Genomic DNA, 17,497 nt, shown 5'->3' with positions numbered 1-17,497 from the left:
GACGATCCGGCACTTGTCCGCGCGCATTCCTCATAGCTGCCCGCCCACGCCTTTGAACTTTTCGACGAAGGCGGCGACCTTGCGGAACACGCTTTGCTTCTTGCCCAGGTACTGCGGATTGAGCGGGCTCATCTTCGGCAGCAGCGCGTTGAGCTCGGTGCCGTTCTCGCTGGCGTATTCGCGCTTGAGTGACGTGGCGAGATAACGCCGGGCCGCCTCCGGATTCAGGCTTTCGGCGTCGATCAGTTCCTGCGCCTCGCGCTGCTGCTCGGCCTGGGCAAAGGTGAAGAAGGCCTCGATCACGCTGGCCTTGTCGCCGAGCGCATCCAGGTCGGTGCGGTTGATGAAGTCCACCACCAGGCTTTCCTTGGCGCGGTTGCCAAGGCTGGCGCGGATCACCCGGCGCACATCCTCCACCAGCGCCGCCTTGTCCTTGACCTTGCGGTTCTTCTCGAAGATCAGCTCCAGGATGTAATCGAGGTTGATCTCCTGCGACTTGAGCAGGTCGATTTCGAACACCACGTCATCCCAATCGATGCTGGACTTGGCTTTTTCTTCGCCGGCGCGCTCGCGGCGCAGCCAGTCGCGGATGTCGTTGTAGGTGGAGCGGTAATCCTGGATCTTGCGCTCGGCAGGCAGTCGGATGGCCTGCAGCGCGGCGTAATCGTCATCGCCAAGACCCTGCTGCGCCTTGAACGCTTCCACCGCCTGCGGGTCGCTGGTATCGATGCGCTGCAAGGCTTTCAGGCTGGCGAATTCGTCGTAGTTCTGCAGCACATTCTCGACCCGCAGATACTCGCCAAACAGCTTCGCAAAGGCTTTCTTGTCGGCTTCCTTCTCGATGGCGGCAGGGTCCGGGAAACGCTGCTCCAGCTCCGCCACCACCGCCATGAAGCCGCGCCGCGCCTCGCCGGTGGCCGCGTCGGTAAAGCCTTCCATGTATTCCTTGTAGCCTTTCTCCAGCACCACGTTGCGGGTGTTGGCGTCGCCGAACAGGGTGATGGCATCGACCGTCGCCTGTTCCAGATCGCGGAAGGTGACGATGTTGCCGAAGGTCTTGGTGGCGTCGAAGATGCGGTTGGTGCGCGAATAGGCCTGGATCAGGCCGTGGTAGCGCAGGTTCTTGTCCACGAACAGGGTGTTGAGCGTCGGCGCGTCGAAGCCGGTCAGGAACATGCCGACCACGATCAGCAGGTCGATGTCCTGTTCCTTCACGCGCTTGGCCAGCTCGCGGTAGTAGTTCTGGAAGCCGTGGCTGTCCACCCCGAAATTGGTCTTGAACTGCGCGTTGTAGTCGCCGATGGCAGCGCCAAGGAACTCCTTGGCGCTTGAATTCATGGCCGACACCTCGAAGCTCTCGTCGGCGATGTCGCCCACCGCGTCCTGCTCCTCGTTGGCGGCGAACGAGAAAATCGTCGCCACGCGCAGGGGCTTGTCGCTGCCCTGCTGCAGGCGCTTGAAGGCGTCGTAGTACAGCTTGGCCGCATCCACGCTGGCCACCGCGAACATGGCATTGAAGCCGCGCGCGCCGGCCTGCAGGCGATGGGTCTTCTGCCGGAAGTGGGTCAGGATGTACTGCGTGATCTCGTCGATGCGCTGTGGGTGCAGCAGGGCCTGCCGGTTTTCCGCCGCGCTCAGTTTCCTGTCGTCCTGCTCGCGCTCGATGGCGCGGAACTGCGGGCGGACATCGTTGTAGTCCACCTTGAACTTGAGCACCTTCTCGTCGCGGATGGCATCGGTGATCACATACGAATGCAGCTGGCGCCCGAACACGCTGGCGGTGGTGTCCGCGCCCAGCGCGTTCTCGGGAAAGATCGGCGTGCCGGTGAAGCCGAACTGGCAGAACTTCTTGAAGCGCTTTTTCAGGTTTTTCTGCGCCTCGCCGAACTGGCTGCGGTGGCACTCGTCGAAGATGAACACCACCGGCTTGCCGTAGATGGGCAGGTCGCGCTCGGCCTTCATCAGGTTGTTGAGCTTCTGCAATGTGGTGACGACGATCTTGTTGTCGTCCTTCTCCAGGTTGCGCTTCAGGCCCGCCGTGCTGTCCGAGCCATTCACGCTGTCGGGCGAGAAGCGCTGGTATTCCTTCATGGTCTGGTAATCCAGATCCTTGCGGTCCACCACGAAGAACACCTTGTCGATGAAAGCAAGCTCCGTGGCCAGCCGCGCCGCCTTGAAGCTGGTCAGCGTCTTGCCGCTGCCCGTGGTGTGCCAGACGTAGCCGCCGCTTTCCACGTCGCTCCAGTTTTTCGCCTGATGGCTGCTGGCGATCTTCCACAAAATGCGTTCGGTGGCGGCGATCTGGTAGGGACGCATCACCAGCAGCGTGTCGCTGACGTCGAACACCGAATAAGTCAGCAGCACCTTGAGCAGGGTGAGCTTCTGGAAGAAGGTGGCGGTGAAGTCTTTCAGGTCGCGCAGCGGGCTGTTGTCGGCCTTGGCCCAGTGCATGGTGAAGTCGAAGCTGTGCTTGTTGCGCGCCGTGGTGTTGGCGAAGTAGCGGGTATCGGTGCCGTTGGAGATCACGAACAGCTGCAAATACTTGTACAGCGAGTGTTCGCTGTTGAAGCTCTCCTTGCTGTAGCGGTGCACCTGGTTGAAGGCCTCGCGGATGGCCACGCCGCGCTTTTTCAGTTCCACCTGCACCAGCGGCAGCCCGTTGACCAGGATGGTTACGTCGTAGCGGTTGGCGGCGCTGCCGCCCTGCTCGAACTGGCGGATCACCTGCACCTTGTTGCGGGCGATGTGCTGCTTGTCCAGCAGGTAGATGTTCTGGATGCGGCCATCGTCGAAGGTGAAGTCGTGGATGTAGTCGTCGTGGATCTTGCGGGTCTTCTCGACAATGCCGTCGCTGGGCTTGTCCAGGAAGGTTTCCACGAAGCGCGCCCATTCGCTGTCGGAGAACTGCACGTCGTTGAGCGCCTGCAACTGCGTGCGCACATTGGCCAGCAGAGCTTCGGGCGTGTTCAAGCCGGGCAGGTATTCGTAGCCCTGGCTACGCAAGTCCTCGATGAACTCGCGCTCCAGCGCATCCTCGCTCTGGTAGCCCTCGGCGACCTGCCATGTCTTGGTATAGCGGTCGAGGACGATGAAGCTGTTGGATTCGGCGATGGGCTTGTAGTCGATCATGGGGCTTGTTCTTGCCTTGATTGGAACCGCATTTTCCCTGCAGGCTGCGCGTTACAGTTCGTCGGTTTTGAATTCGTCATAGCCTTCGTAGTAATAGCTCACATCGATGCCTTTCATGAACAAGGCCCGGTCATCAACTTTGTCGGTGAGGGCTTGTTTGAGCAGCGCCTTGATTTCCAGATCCTTCACCACGCTGCGCTGCATCGCCGAGAGGTATTCGGCTTTGTCCACCCCATTCCAATCCACTATCTGCCGGATTGCCTTCTTGAGCATCAGATCCAGCCAGATACGGGTGGCGCGGCCATTGCCCTCGCGGAACGGGTGGGCGACGTTCATCTCCACATATTGTTCGATGATGTCATCGAATGTGTTTTGCGGCATGGCATCGATGCGCTTCAAGGCGGCATCGAGGTAAAGCACGGGCGCGAACCGGAAATCACCTTTGGCGATATTGACCTCACGGATCTTGCCTGCGAAGTGATAAATATCGCCGAACAAATAGGCGTGGATGAACGACAGGTCGCTGAAAGTGCCGACCTCTGCCTTGTGGATGTCGCCCGAGTCAAATAGCCGCTTGGCTTTTTGTTTGCTGAGTTTCTCTTCGGCCCTGGCGAGCTCGACCTGATTGTCGATGTTGAGTTTGTTTTCCAGAATCATGCACTGGCTCCGTGGGTGCGAGAAAAGCTCAAGAGCAGATCGCGGTAGTGTTCGTACTGCTTGCGGCGCAGCTCGATTTCGCGCGGCAGGCCTTCGCTCAGCGAATTCGTGAGGGCGTCGAATTTGTCGAGGATGGCGACGATGCGGGCTTGTTCGGCGAGGGGTGGAACTGGTATCGGGAAGTTTAAGAACATCGGCCTACGCAGTGAGGTCACAGATGAACTCACCGATGCCTTTTGTATATACGTGTAAAAATGAGATTTTATGCAGTGATATACGAATCGCGGATTGATAGTTGCGCAAGGAACTATGCGGTATGCCCGCTGATGTAGCGCATATTTTCCTTGGACATAGTGAAATACTTTGCCCACCCCCGCGCCATCTCCCGCCGTGATGATTGCAGTTTCGTCAAAATCAAACTCGTTTAGGCGTAAAGGCTCACGACCGCGTGCGAAAAAAATATGCTTGCCATCAGCAATTGAATCCTGAGTATCGTGACTACCGGTACCAATTGTCGCCACGCCCCCCAACGTCTTCCACTCCACTTCCCCGTCTTCAAAACGCAGCAGCTTGTCGCGGTAGTGGTTGTATTGCTTCCGGCGTGCGCTAAGCTCGCTGGTCAGCTCGCTGGTCACCGCGGTAAATGCGTCCAGAATGCGGACGATTTCGGACTGAATTTCCAGCGATTTGTTCGGGTTGTTGGGGCAGGGGATTGGGACGACTAGCTTGGCAAGATCGCCGCTTGATACTCGGCGAACCTTAGCGCCGGTGATGTACTTTTTTTTCTGATCCTGAAACGCAATGGTTTGAAAGTAATGCGCAAGATATTTCACGTTCTGCGCATGCCTGAACAGCATCATGTCACCTGATATCGCCACTTCACCACCAAGCCAAGCGAGCGGTTTCACGACGTCTTCATCGTTTTCTGACGTTGTGGCAAGGAGAAGATCATTGTTTTGAGCTCGCCTTAACTGGCTTGCCAGTTTCTCGGGCACATATGTGAAGGTTCGTTCTGCCGAAAGCCCATAGCGGGTATAGAGCTGCCCGTAATGGATGGCGGGGAATCCTTCCTCAACAAAGTCCTTCTTCTGCATCCCGTTTCCGCGAATGAAGTCGCCCACATCCCCCAGCGCCTTCCACTCCACCTCCGCCCCATCGAGCAGCTTCTCCAGAAACGCCACGCGGCTCATGCCTCGTTCTCCCCGCCCTCGATCTCCGCCACGATGGCGTCGATCTCGCGGCGCAGCTGGTCGATGCGGGTCACGGTGGTCTTGATTTCGGCGTTGAGCTGCGCGATGTCCACCACTTCGCGGGTGTCTTTCGCCTCCACATGGCTGCTCACCGACAGGTTGTAGTCGTTGGCGGCCACCTGCGCGTGCGGCACGCAGCGGGCGAAGTGCGGCACGTCTTCCTTGCTGGCGAACACGGTCATGATGCGTTCGATGTGCTCGGCCAGCAGCACGTTGTTGTTGGTTTCCTTCTTGAACAATTCGCTGGCGTCGATGAACTGGGTGGCGGTGTCGGTCTTGTGTTTGGACAGCACCAGGATGTTCACGGCGATGGTGGTGCCGTAGAACAGATTGGGCGCCAGTGCGATCACCGTTTCCACAAAGTTGTTGTCCACCAGGTACTGGCGGATCTTCTGCTCGGCGCCGCCGCGGTAGAAGATGCCCGGAAAGCAGACGATGGCCGCGCGGCCACGGCCGGAGAGGTAGTGCAGCGCGTGCAGCACGAAGGCGAAATCGGCCTTGGACTTGGGCGCCAGCACGCCGGCGGGGGCAAAGCGTTCGTCGTTGATCAGGGTGGGATCGTCGCTGCCGAGCCACTTCACCGAATACGGCGGGTTGGAGACGATGGCGTCAAACGGCTTTTCATCGCCGAAGTGCGGATTGAGCAGGGTGTTGCCGAGCTGGATGTCGAATTTGTCGTAGTTGATGTTGTGCAGGAACATGTTCATCCGCGCCAGGTTGTACGTGGTGTGGTTGATTTCCTGCCCGTAGAAGCCGTCTTCGATGAGGTGGGCGTCGAAGTGCTTCTTGGCCTGCAGCAGCAGCGAGCCGGAGCCGCAGGCGGGGTCGTAGATCTTGTTGACGCTGGCCTGGCCGTGCATGGCCAGCTGCGCGATCAGGCGCGAGACATGCTGCGGGGTGAAGAACTCGCCGCCGGATTTGCCGGCGTTGGCGGCGTAGTTGGAGATGAGAAATTCGTAGGCATCGCCGAACAGGTCGATGTGGCTGGCGTCGCCCTTTTCATAAAAATCATGGCCGAAATCCAGCCCGGCCACGCCCTTGAGCACCGCGGCCAGGCGCGTGTTCTTGTCCTTGACGGTGTTGCCCAGGCGGTTGCTGGTGGTGTCGAAGTCGGCAAACAGGCCCTTGATGTCGTGCTCGGACGGGTAGCCGTTGGCGGAGGCTTCGATGGCGGCAAAGATGGCCGCGAGGTCGGTGTTGAGGCTGTCGTTGCCGTGGGCCCTGGCCGCGACGTTGGCGAACAGCTGGCTGGGATAGAGGAAGAAGCCCTTGGTCTTGACCGCATCGTCCTTGATGGCGGTGGTGATGACGCTGTCGGGCATGTCGGCGTAGCGCACGCTGTCGTCACCGGCTTCGATGTAGCTGGCGAAGTTTTCGCTGATGAAGCGGTAGAACAAGGTGCCCAGCACGTACTGCTTGAAGTCCCAGCCATCCACCGCGCCGCGCACGTCGTTGGCGATGGCCCAGATCTGGCGTTGCAGTTCGGCGCGTTGCTGGGCGCTGGTCATCGTTGCTGTCCTGTCGAGTCGTTCATGTTGTTGTCGTCGGCGCCACCGCCGCGCACCCAGTCATCCACCTCGGAGACCTTGGACTTCCACAGCCGTCCGACGCGATGCGCCGGCAGGTGCTTGCGCTCGATGCGGCAGCTGATGGAGTCGCGGGTGACGCCCAGATGCGCGGCGAGCTGCGCCACCGATTGCCAGGGTTCAGTGCCCACGGCAAGGTTCCGGCAGCAAGGGTTGTGGCGGCATGGCGTCGGCGTGATTCGGAAAGCCGCACTTTATCAGCCTGCCCGGTGGCGGGCGTGCGCGTCGCCAAGGCCATGCGGCGCGTCCTTCCCCGAAACGCCGACGCCATGACAGCGAAATCCTGGTCTTGAATCAGTGCTCGGTGAAGCCGACATAGACTGGCAGGTCACCGGGGCACACCGCGTTGACACGGATGCCGCGCGGCGCGTATTCCACGCCGGCGCTCTTGGTCATGCCGGGCGCGGCGTGCTTGGTGCCGTGGTGAGCCGCGCGTCCGGGCAGGCCAATCAGGCCACCGAGCGAGGAATCGTGGACGATCGCGCCCGATCCTTGCGCGCGCATCACGCGCAGTTCGTGCTCCATTCTGGCCCATACGCCGAACGACTTGACCGCGACGATGCGCCGGAAATTCTCGATCGGCTCGTCGGCTGCATCGTTCGGCGGCACCTGGATGCCGGCGTTGTTGAAGGTCATGTCGATGGCGCGGCGTTCAACGACGATGCTTCGAGCCGCTTCGGTGGCCAGGCACACGCGGATCGCGGTGCCGCCTGTGCGCGTTGTCGCTGCGAGCTTGAGAGTGTCACGCCGGTTCAGATCGACTCCCACGCGTGCGCCGAGCCGGGCGAACCCGTGCGAAACGCGGGCCGCGATCGCGCAGCCCCGCGCAGCGATGACGCAGGTCAGTCGATGCGAACCACCAGCTTGCCGCGCGCGTGTCCCGATTCGAGATGCGCGAAGGCCTCGGCGATCTGCGCGAACGGGTAGATGCGGTCGACGACGGGTTGGATCGTGCCGTTTTCCAGCAGCGGCGTCAGCCGCTCCAGTTGCGCGCCGCTCGCGCGCATGAGGTGGAAGGCGTAGCGCACGGCGTGACGCCGCGCCTTGCGCCGGATGGCGGCGCTCATGGCGCCGACCACGAGTCGCAGCAGCGGGTTGAGTCCGGCTTCCCTGGCGAACTCGGCATCGGGCGGGCCTGACAGCGAGATCAGTTGTCCGCCGGGCTTGAGGACGCCGATCGATCTTTCGAGCGTGGCCTTGTCCTGGGTGTTGATCACGAGGTCATAGCCTTCGAGCCGGTCCTCGAATCGCTCGCTTCGGTAGTTCACGGCCACGGCGGCGCCGAGCCGTTGCACCAGTGCCAGATTGGCGGGGCCCGTGGTCGTCGCGACGTGGGCGCCGAGATGCTTCGCAAGCTGGATCGCGATCGTGCCGAAGCCGCCGGAGCCGGCATGGATCAGCACCTTCTGGCCGGCCTCGACATGGGCGCGTTCGACGAGGATCTGCCAGGCGGTGAGGCCGACCAGTGGCAGCGACGCGGCTTGCTCCATCGTCAGGTTGGCCGGCTTGCGCGCAAGGTCGGCCTCGTTGACCGCGATGAACGCGGCGAGCGTGCCGATGCGGCCGTCGCGCGGGCGCGCAAAGACGGCATCGCCGGGCTGGAAGCGCGTGACGCCGCGGCCGATCCGCTCCACCACGCCGGCCAGATCGTGGCCGAGGATGAACGGCGTCCGGTACGGCAGCACGGCCTTGTAGGCGCCCGCCGCGAGCTTGCTGTCGAGCGGATTGATGCCCGCCGCATGCACCTTGACCAGCACCTCGTCGCTGGCGGGCTCCGGCAGCGGCACTTCGCCGATGCGCCGCGCGGTCGGGTCCCCGTAGCGATGGACGATGAAGGCCTGCATGATCGATCAACCTCGTGCGCGGACCCGGCGCCGACGAGGCCGATGATCGCGCGCCGCAGCGGCGCTGGCCAGCAAGGTCGTTGCCGCCGGCAGGCGTTGCGTGGCCGCGCGCGCCCGGCGTCGTCGTGGACACCGTGACCTCGGCGCCGCGCGCGACGCGCGAGCATCGACGCCGCTGCCGGGGCGCGCTGCGGCGTGGAGCGAAACCGGCCACCGCGAGCCGTTGCAGTCGCGATCGGCGACGACTGGCGAACCCGCCCTCGGAGCAGCTATAAGGTCGACCACTGCCTGTCGTGGCGCGCCAGACGCATGGCCAGACGCAACCTCAACGAGCTGCTGTACTTCGTCACCGTCGCGCGCGAGGGCAGTTTCACCCGCGCCGGCGCCTTGCTCGGCATCAGCCAGTCGGCGATCAGCCAGGCCATCAGCGGCCTTGAGGCGCGGCTGCAAATCCGCTTGCTCACGCGCACCACGCGCAGCGTGTCGCCCACGCCCGCCGGCGAGCGCCTGCTGCACGCGATCGGCCATCGCTTCGACGAGATCGAAACCGAGCTGGACGCGCTGACCGCGATGCGCGACAAGCCGGGCGGTACCGTGCGGATCACCTGCGGCGACCGCGTGCTGCGCTCGATCCTGCTGCCCAAGCTCGCGCCGCTGCTGCGCGAGTATCCGGACATCAAGATCGAGTTCGACGTCAGCTACGGGTTTCGCGACATCGTCGCCGACCGCTTCGATGCCGGCGTGCGCATGAGCGACAGCATCGACAGGGACATGATCGCGGTGCCGATCGGACCGAGGCTGCGCATGGTGACGGTGGCATCGCCGGCCTACTTCGCCGCCAATCCGCCGCCGAAGAAGCCGCAAGACCTGCTCGCGCACAACTGCATCAATCTGCGCCTGCCGACCTACGGCGGGCTGTATGCGTGGGAGTTCGAACGTGCCGGCCGTCCGCAGAACGTGCATGTCGAAGGCCAGTTGATCTTCAACACGACGCCGCCGGCCATCCAGGCGGCGCTCGCTGGCCTCGGCATCGCGTTCATGCCCGAGGACGAGGTTGGCGCGGAACTCGCCGACGGCCGCCTCGTCCGCGTGCTCGAGGCCTGGTGCCCGCCGTTCCCCGGCTATCACCTGTACTACCCGAGCCGTCGCCAGCCTTCACCGGCCTTCGCGCTGGTGCTCGAAGCGCTGCGCTACCGCGCCTGACGGCTGGGCACCGTGGCTGCGCGCCGGTTACGGCAGGCGGAACAGGGCGCCGGCCGCACCACCGTCATGAGGCTTTCGCGCGGCCCCCGCGATTGGCGCGGCGGACCGCGGCTGCCGGTCGCCACTGGGACAACCTGACCATGGCCAGCGTATCGCGCTCGCAATAGGCGAGCATCTGGCTGCGCAGTTCCTCGCGCCGGCGCGCCGTCGTATCGGGCGCAATCGCTTCCAGGTACGCCAGTTGCACGGCGCCGCCGTCGCCGATGTCGAGATCGCCGTAATCGAGGTCGGGCGCGATGGTCGGCAGCACGGCCTTGATCGACCACGACCCGAGCATGTCGCGGTGGTAGTAATGCTCGCGGAAGATCGGCAGGAGGTCGACCAGGCGGTCGACGATGCGCAGCAGCGCTTTGCGCTTCTCCGGAAATCGTGCGGCCAGCTCACGAATGCAACGGCCCTCGAAACCCTGGTTCCAGACCAGAATCGGCCCGGACTTGCCGACCACTTCGATCAGGCGATCGACGAGCGCGGCAAGGGGTGGGTGGCCGGAAACATCGAGGAACGCTTCCTGCCGCAGAGTGCCGCCGCGATCCTCGACATGGCACGAGAACTGGAACGGCAACTGTTCGAATGGGCGTGTCCCGAGCCAGCGTGGGACGACGTACTGGATCGTTTCGAAATCGAGATGGAAACGTGGATACGCGATTGCATCGAGAATCGAGGCGAACTCGTCGGACACGAATGGCTTGTTGTCACGGGTTGCGGCCGCGATGCGCTTGTGGGTGTCGCGCGTCAGCAAGTGGTCGGGCACGGTGCGGATGTCGACATGGCCTTGCGCGCGCAACTGCGCGATGAGCGCGTGACCTCGCGGCAGGACATCGACCGGATAGTCCGGCAATTTGGGCTCGCGGGCCTGGCAGTATGCGAGCAGCGGGCACTCGTAGGGCGTGTGGCAATGCGCGCCAGTCGAAATCCGCGGCAGGTCGCCCTTGGCGACACGCTTCAGTTCTGCAACGAGCGCCGGGATGCTCGGCAGCAGGGCCTCGACTTCCGCCGTGATGTCCTCGATCGCGAGCAGGCCGTCGTAGTCGCCTTCGCGGGTGTAGACGAATTGATTGTTGACGTGCGCCAGAGCGATCTGGCGCAGCGGCCGGCCAGCACCACGCAGCACCCACGCCTGGATTGCGCAGTCCCACAGATATTCGTCCTTGACCCCGGTCGAGGACTTCACTTCGATCAGGGTATCGCTGTTGCGACCGCGCTCGAGCGCGTCGACGCGCACGCGCACGCCCTGGAACTCGAAGGCTGCCTCGAACAGGCGCGGCAGTCGCGAACGGCTGCAGGACAGCGCGTCGCGCGTCTGTGCGAGCGCTTGGTCGAAGTGCCGGTGGTCGGCTTCGATCAGCAACCCGCCGCCGAGCAGGTCACGGGCGAGCTCGCCGAACGCCGTGCCTTGGTCCAGGCGTGCCTGGGCCGAGTCATCCCACTGGATGGCGTCGGGTTGGTGTATCTCGAGCCACAGGCGCTTGTGGCACTGTCGACCCGACTGGATGCGGGATTTGGACAGCCGTGGCGTGGCCGGTTTCGGCTTGTTGCCAGGCGCGGCTGGCTTGGTGCGGCGGACTGTAGCGTTCATGGCCTGCATTGTGTATCAGTAGTGCGACAGGTAGCGTCGCAGGCAACCGCAGCAACGACGATCAGCGGTACATCGACGCCAGTTCAGCCACGTCGGCCTTGATCTTCCTGCGCAGCGCGGCCGGCTTCAGGATCTCGACGTCCGGCCCCAGGCCGCGAAGCCACCAGTGCAACTGTGCCGTGTCCGCCACGGTTGCAACGAGTCGGAATTGATCGCTGCCACGAATGGGTGCAATGGTCTGGTCTTTCGACAGGCGCGACTCGCCGAGGTGGCGCGCCAGCCACGCAGCGAGCCGCAGCTCGATGCGGAGCGTGGCGCCCGATGGGATCTCGAACGCATGCTCTTCGTTGATGTAGCGGTCGAGGTCGAAGTCTTTGAGGTTGCGCGCGGCATCGCCCAGAAGCACGACACCCGACATCCGGTGCAGCGCGAACAGCATGGGGTTGTCCCAGTCGAACAGGCTTGCGACGAGGTAGATCACGCCTTGCCGATAGACAAGCCCGTGTGGGTTGAAGACGTAGCGTTTGGCCTTGTCGGAGCCCAGTGCAAGGTAGTCGGCCTCGAAGCGTACTGCGGACAACAGTGCCTCGTAGACCACATCGAGCACCGGTCCGCTGACCTCCGGCGGAAGAAGCGGTTGCCATGCAGGAACGACCGCGATCCTCTTTGACCATCGCGCCAACGGCAATGCGCCCATCTGGTCGAGTACATGCCGCGCCTCGGCGAAATTGGGCCGCAGGTGCGCATGGAGTTTGCGGGGCAGGATGGGCGAAAGGTAGCGCGACAGCAGTTCGAACGTCAGCGCCGTGGAGAGATCCATGTGCGGAATGCTCAGTTGGGGCCCTTCCTCCCGCCACGACCAACCCGCCGGGCGCGCCTCGTCGCTGACCAGCGGGAAGTTCGTGGACAGCTTGTTGAGGTCGCGCTGGATGCTGCGGACATCGATTCGCAGCCCGGCGGCCTCCAGCTTCGCTGACAGCTCGCTGGTGGTGATCTTGTGGGGGCGGCGCGGGATGTAGCCGAGCATCGCGATGTAGCGCTTGGCCGTCTCGATGGATTGCTGGTTCCTCTTCATTCGCTCACCCTCCCAGTGCGTCGTCCCATGTCAAGTGCGCTGCCGCATGCGACGCCATATGTCGTGAGTATGCCCAACCATGGAGGCACTTGGCACGGAGACTACGACGATGACGCAGGACTACGGCTTTGATGATTTTCTCGTCGACGACGCAGCGCCGCTCGCGCCGCCCTCACGACGGCGATCGTCGCCCTTCGTGGCGATCCCGTTAGGCTCGCGCGGCGAGTTGGAGGCCGCCGTCTATGCGCTGCGCATGATCGATGACCAGGATTGGCATGCTCGCTTGCTGCGGCAAAATCGCGTGCGCGACGACGATGTGCTGACTCTGGTCGGGCTGGAAAGCAGCCCGGCGCATGACGGCAGGATCACCCCGGGCGAGTTCCGCGAAGCCCTCGGGGCGCGACGCAGGCAACTGGAGGCCCGCTTTCGCTCGAAGGAGCGCGCGCTCGACCGCAACATTGCGCACCTCGGCAACGCGTTCAAACTCAACACGGCGGAGCGCGAAATCCTCCGCTTGGCTGCGGTCGCGACCCAATCGCGCCATTTCCGTGATTTGATCAGCATCGTGATCTGCTCGCCCGAGGATGCGCTGCGCGCCATCCATTCCGCAACGGGCCTGCGGCCGCGCGCGGTAGCGACGGCCTGTGCACCGGGTTCGTTCCTGCTGCGCAGTGGTCTTCTTGCCGACTGGCGGAACGATGGCTATTCGTCCAATCCGCTGGAGTTGTCGCAGGAGGTCATGAACGTACTGTCATCGCCCAATCTCGATGAGACGCAGCTGCTACGCAGCCTCGTCAAGCCGTCGCCGCCGGCCACGCTGTCGATCGATGACTATTCGCATGTGGCGGAACTGCCGACGATATTGCAGTACATCGCCGACAGCGTGCGTCGCACGCGGCGCGGTGTGAATGTGCTGATCCACGGAGAACCGGGGACCGGCAAGACCGAATTGGTCCGCGCGATTGCCGGCAAGCTCGGCGCCGATCTGCACGAAGTTCCCAATGAGGACTCCGCCGGCGACTCCATCTCAGGCCGCCGGCGTTTCAGTGCATACGGCCTTTGCCAAAACCTGCTCGCGAGCAGACCCAAGCAGTTGCTGCTGTTCGACGAAGTGGAAGATGTGTTCGGCAGCGACGGCGCCCTGGCAGCAACGCTTGGCGGCAGGTTTTCGGGACGCGACTCGGAAGAGTTGCGCAAGAGCTGGATCAACCAGATGCTTGAGCAGAACCCGGTGCCGGCTTTCTGGGTCTGCAATTCGATCGGTGCCATCGATCACGCCTACCTGCGGCGCTTCGACCTTGTGTTGGAGTTGGCGTCGCCGCCGGCTTCTGCACGTCGGCGCATCGTGCGCCGCTACTTCAAGGATGGCGAGCTGTCGGCGCAGTGTGTCGAGCGGCTGGCTGCGGTCGAAGCGCTCGTGCCAGCCTTCGTGGAGAAGGCTGCGCGTGTGGCGAAATCGCTGCGATGCAGGGATCTGCGCGTGCGCGACGCCGAGGTTGAGCGCCACGTGACCTCGATGCTCAAGGCGGCTGGGCACCGCGTCAGGGCAGCCGCGTTCGCGCTGCCCGAACACTACGACGCGGCCTTCCTCAACACGGACCGCGATCTCGGCACGCTGGTGGATGGGTTGCGGCGCAACAACGGCGGCGCCCGGCTGTGCTTGTACGGACCGCCCGGCACCGGCAAGACCGCATTCGCCCATCACCTTGGCCAAGTCATCGACCGCAGCGTGCTGGTGAAGCGCGGCTCGGACCTGATGAGTTCATGGGTGGGCGGGACCGAACGCAACATCGCCGATGCTTTCCGGCGCGCGAGCGATGAGCGCGCGATCCTCGTGATCGACGAGGCCGACGGCTTTTTGCGCGATCGCGCCGGCGCGGCCAGGTCATGGGAGGTCACGCAAGTCAACGAGTTGCTGACGCAGATGGAGGCGTTCGACGGCATCTTCGTGGCGTCGACCAATCTCGTCGATACGCTCGATGCGGCATCGCTGCGACGCTTCGACTTCAAGGTCAAGTTCGACTGGCTCACGCGCGAGCAACGCCGCGCGATGCTGACGCGCATTTGTGGCAACGGCGCTGATGTCGATGCGGCCTTTCCGGTCCTGGAAAGCCTCGATCAGCTTGTGCCGGGAGACTTCGCGAATGTGCTGCGGCAGCTGCGCGTGACTGGCGAACCCGCTGCGGCGCGACGTGTGGTGCAACTGCTTGCGCAGGAAGTTGCGATGAAGCCGACAGCCCGCAGTCGCCGCATCGGGTTCCTTGCCTAGTTGACCGCTGAGCGAGCGCCGTGAACGATTCCGTGCGCTGCGCAGGCGGCGTTGCTCGAGGCATGCGTGCCTTGCCCAACGCCGCCGGTCGCCAACGGCAGGCCGCCACGGTGCCCGCTGCTGGGTGGTGTTGGCGATCGATCGCGGCGGTTGTCGGTGATCGGCCCGCTGCACCGACTCGGGCGTGGCCATCGCCACGGCCTTGCGGTTGCGCCAGGACTGCCGCTGGCTGACCTTGGCCTTGTGCAGTCGGTTGATGGCGTCGGCTGCCGCAACGACCCGGCGCCCGTTGCGCAGGGCATGAGCGGCCGTCTCAATGGGGCGGCAGCACGGGGAAAAGTATCTCGCCGAAGTCTGCCTCCGGGTGTTCGACCATGAGCTCGATCACGAGCGGAACCAATGCCATCAGGATGTGGGCGCCGTCGCGCACCTGCGCGCGGTTGACCTTGCTGTTCCAGGTTGCACCACCGTGCACGAGCTGGTTGCGCAGGACGTAAAGGCGATCGAACACGACAGAGAGGACGATGTCGACACGGTTGTCGAGCATGGCCCGTGTCGCGGCCTTGGTGCCGGCCGCCAGGCTTGTCTCCCAGCGCCCACTCGAATCGTGGCTGCGCAAGGCGCGCCAGAACGGTTCGAAGACATATCGGTTCGCCACCATGGTGCGAATCGGACCGGAAAAGTGTTGCAGCAGCAGGGCCGCAATGCGCTTGCCTGCATCAAGCCGCAGCAAGTGCTCGAAAAAGCCGTTGAGTTGCTCGCGGGCACTGCCCTCAAGCGCGAACTCGCGCGCATAGGCGGCGTTGAACGCGATCCACAGGAACACGAACCGCGCATCATTGTCGTCGTCTTCGGCTTCGGCACGCGCGAGCCAACTGATGGCCCGATGCAAGCGCACGCGCGCGGACTCGTCGTGCTGCTCGATGCAGGCGCGGAACTGCTTCTTGAGCCTTGCCGAAACTGATGCGGTTGCTGCCATGACCACCCCTGCGCCGACGCAACGACATCGGCTTGTCACGATTCTAGTGGGGCGGGCGACGTCGGCGGAGCGCAACGGGCGATCGGCATGCCTGGCGGCTCCAGCTTGACCGCTTGAGGTGGGTGTCTTGGTCCCTGCGGGATGAGAGATGGCGACCTTCATGCCCAGATTCCTGGCCTGCGCGGCCCATGGAAGGTGGTTCAAGTTGATCTGGATCCAGCTGCCGGCGCGGTGACTGTCGAGGTCGCCGCCTCGGCGGATGCAACGTTTACGTGCCCGACGTGCGGAGCCCCTTCGCCCGGCGATGACCGTCGGCGGCGCAAGTGGCGGCATCTGGATGCGTGACAGTTCACGACGGTGCTCGACGCGGAGGTTCCCCGCGTGCGCCGTGCCGAGCACGGGGTCATGACGGTTGCGGTGCCGTGGGCGACTGATCTGGCTCCCGCTCGACGGACACATGGTTAAGCGATTCACTATCGCAACCCGAGGTGGACATCATGACAACGAGGAAGGCGGCAGGACAGAAGGCGCGGCGCGCCCGCTTCAGCGCGCAGTTCAAGCAGCGAGCCCTGACGAACGACGCGCATGGCTGTCAACGATGAATGATCGCAAGATCGGCTTCCTCACTGTTCGAAATGCGGCGCGAGGTAGGCTTCGTAGAAGTCGAGGAAGGCGGGCGCGATGCGATCCACGTGTCCACTGCGAGAGCCGGGATAGAACAGCACGACCGGGTTTTCGCCGTTCACCACGCGCGAGGTGTCGAGGCAGAACGGTTCGTTGTCGTCCAGATCGCGCTGGATGACCACCAAGTGCTGCGGCAGCGGCGTGCCGCCCGTATCGTGACGCCAATACAGGGTGTCGCCGTACACGGTGTGGTAGCCGCCCAGGGGCGCGTCGGCGGGGATGGCGGAAATCGGGAACAAGTCCAGCCCGCCGCCACCGGTGCGCAGGATGAAATCGCGGAACGAGCCCGCAATGCGCACGCCCAATGCCTGCTCGACGGCGGTGAGGGCCTGCTCGGTGCCGGGGCCGGCCCAGGAGATGTCGATGTCTTCGTCGCGCTGCGCCAATGCGTGTAGGCGTGCGATCAGGGTGTCGATGCGCTCGGCGGGAGTCATGGCAGGTCTTGCGTGCGTGCGCCCAGATGCAAGCTGGCGCAGAACGTCGTGCATTCGCCGTTTGCATCCTGCGGCGGGTCGTGCAATTCCACGAACAGATCGGATGCGAACTGCACCAGCGTGACGTCGCTGCCGCCGGAACCGGCGTAGATGCCGGTGAAATTCTTGGTGCGCGCGCGATACCAGTACATCCGCACGATGGCTTCGCCTGTCCACGCCGGTTTGCCGAAGAAGTCGATGGCTTGGGCGGGCTGGCCGCCAGCCTGCGCATTGGTCACGTTCCAGCGGCCTGAATCGTCCAACACGAAATCATCCAGCAGCGGCCGGCCACCCGGACGCACGCGCACCACCAGCACGCTGGGCGAGGCGGGGCCGCCGTCGATCATCCAGTCGCACACATCGAACGGTGGCTGGCCGCTGTCTTCCTCATCCTTGCATTCGCCCTGTTGCGGTGGATCGGGTCTGGCCTTGACGATGTCGAAGCTGCACGACGCGCCATCGCGCGCATCCACCATGCGTTTTGGCCGGGTGATCTTGTAGCCCGCGGGCAGATCGAACTCCAGGCCGCAGGCGGCAACGTGGGCGATGGCAGACTGGCCGGCATCGGCCGTGCCTGGTACAGCCAGCAGTACGCACGCGGCTGCGGCAAACCATGGCGCCAGAGCGACGCCGCGCATGACTCGCGCAATCTGGGAGCCCACATCTGGTGTGGTTACGGAGGGCGTGTGGAGGGGGCGCTGGATCATTCGGG

At 63.7% G+C, this 17,497-nt stretch carries 14 protein-coding genes; 2 read left to right on the top strand and 12 right to left on the bottom strand.

What is annotated here, in order from left to right; all coding sequences use genetic code 11:
• Nucleotides 1-30: 30 nt before the first annotated feature.
• The 7 genes from KF903_RS08930 to KF903_RS08900 all read right to left on the bottom strand — a co-directional run bounded on the left by KF903_RS08930 (nt 31) and on the right by KF903_RS08900 (nt 8,466).
• Nucleotides 31-3,129: a type I restriction endonuclease subunit R gene (locus KF903_RS08930; RefSeq protein ID WP_291213788.1), complete on the bottom strand. Its 3,099-nt coding sequence runs from the start codon at nt 3,127-3,129 to the stop codon at nt 31-33.
• 51 nt (nt 3,130-3,180) lie between these two features.
• Entirely contained in the window at nt 3,181-3,786 is a 606-nt protein-coding gene (locus KF903_RS08925) for a Fic family protein (RefSeq protein ID WP_291213786.1), read from the bottom strand.
• Entirely contained in the window at nt 3,783-4,976 is a 1,194-nt protein-coding gene (locus KF903_RS08920) for a restriction endonuclease subunit S (RefSeq protein ID WP_291213784.1), read from the bottom strand. The genes KF903_RS08925 and KF903_RS08920 overlap by 4 nt, the downstream gene beginning before the upstream one ends.
• Entirely contained in the window at nt 4,973-6,544 is a 1,572-nt protein-coding gene (locus KF903_RS08915) for a type I restriction-modification system subunit M (RefSeq protein ID WP_291213782.1), read from the bottom strand. Before KF903_RS08915 ends, KF903_RS08920 begins: the two co-directional genes overlap by 4 nt.
• Nucleotides 6,541-6,753, bottom strand: a complete 213-nt coding sequence (locus tag KF903_RS08910; RefSeq protein ID WP_291213780.1) for an excisionase family DNA-binding protein — start codon at nt 6,751-6,753, stop codon at nt 6,541-6,543. The genes KF903_RS08915 and KF903_RS08910 overlap by 4 nt, the downstream gene beginning before the upstream one ends.
• A gap of 163 nt (nt 6,754-6,916) precedes the next feature.
• Nucleotides 6,917-7,456, bottom strand: coding sequence for an SDR family oxidoreductase (locus KF903_RS08905; RefSeq protein WP_291213928.1), 540 nt, complete (start codon nt 7,454-7,456; stop codon nt 6,917-6,919).
• 8 nt (nt 7,457-7,464) lie between these two features.
• The gene (locus tag KF903_RS08900; RefSeq protein WP_291213778.1) at nt 7,465-8,466 is read right to left on the bottom strand and encodes an NADP-dependent oxidoreductase; all 1,002 of its coding nucleotides are present in this window, start codon (nt 8,464-8,466) and stop codon (nt 7,465-7,467) included.
• A gap of 309 nt (nt 8,467-8,775) precedes the next feature.
• On the opposite strand from KF903_RS08900, the gene KF903_RS08895 reads away from it, so the two are divergent.
• Entirely contained in the window at nt 8,776-9,669 is an 894-nt protein-coding gene (locus KF903_RS08895; RefSeq protein WP_291213776.1) for a LysR family transcriptional regulator, read from the top strand.
• 64 nt (nt 9,670-9,733) lie between these two features.
• Here the strand turns inward: KF903_RS08895 and KF903_RS08890 are convergent, their stop codons facing one another.
• The gene (locus KF903_RS08890; protein WP_291213774.1) at nt 9,734-11,305 is read right to left on the bottom strand and encodes a DUF2779 domain-containing protein; all 1,572 of its coding nucleotides are present in this window, start codon (nt 11,303-11,305) and stop codon (nt 9,734-9,736) included.
• Between the two features lie 61 nt (nt 11,306-11,366).
• Nucleotides 11,367-12,380: a WYL domain-containing protein gene (locus tag KF903_RS08885; RefSeq protein WP_291213772.1), complete on the bottom strand. Its 1,014-nt coding sequence runs from the start codon at nt 12,378-12,380 to the stop codon at nt 11,367-11,369.
• 109 nt (nt 12,381-12,489) lie between these two features.
• Here KF903_RS08885 and KF903_RS08880 point away from each other — a divergent pair, with 109 nt between their 5' ends.
• Nucleotides 12,490-14,649: an ATP-binding protein gene (locus tag KF903_RS08880; protein WP_291213770.1), complete on the top strand. Its 2,160-nt coding sequence runs from the start codon at nt 12,490-12,492 to the stop codon at nt 14,647-14,649.
• Between the two features lie 313 nt (nt 14,650-14,962).
• Here the strand turns inward: KF903_RS08880 and KF903_RS08875 are convergent, their stop codons facing one another.
• The 3 genes from KF903_RS08875 to KF903_RS08865 all read right to left on the bottom strand — a co-directional run bounded on the left by KF903_RS08875 (nt 14,963) and on the right by KF903_RS08865 (nt 17,492).
• Nucleotides 14,963-15,790 carry a HEPN domain-containing protein gene (locus tag KF903_RS08875; protein WP_291213767.1) on the bottom strand — a complete coding sequence of 276 codons (828 nt, stop codon included), beginning with the start codon at nt 15,788-15,790 and terminating at the stop codon, nt 14,963-14,965.
• A 461-nt stretch (nt 15,791-16,251) separates the two neighbouring features.
• Complete coding sequence (locus KF903_RS08870) at nt 16,252-16,746, bottom strand: SMI1/KNR4 family protein (protein WP_291213765.1); 495 nt, start codon at nt 16,744-16,746, stop codon at nt 16,252-16,254.
• On the bottom strand, nt 16,743-17,492 hold the full coding sequence (locus KF903_RS08865; protein WP_291213763.1) for a hypothetical protein: 750 nt from the start codon (nt 17,490-17,492) through the stop codon (nt 16,743-16,745). Before KF903_RS08865 ends, KF903_RS08870 begins: the two co-directional genes overlap by 4 nt.
• Nucleotides 17,493-17,497: the final 5 nt, after the last annotated feature.

The organism is Dokdonella sp. (assembly GCF_019634845.1).
Taxonomy (GTDB): Bacteria; Pseudomonadota; Gammaproteobacteria; order Xanthomonadales; family Rhodanobacteraceae; genus Dokdonella_A.
Note: the sequence above shows the minus strand (reverse complement) of the source record. Positions and strands in the feature narration are given on the sequence as shown.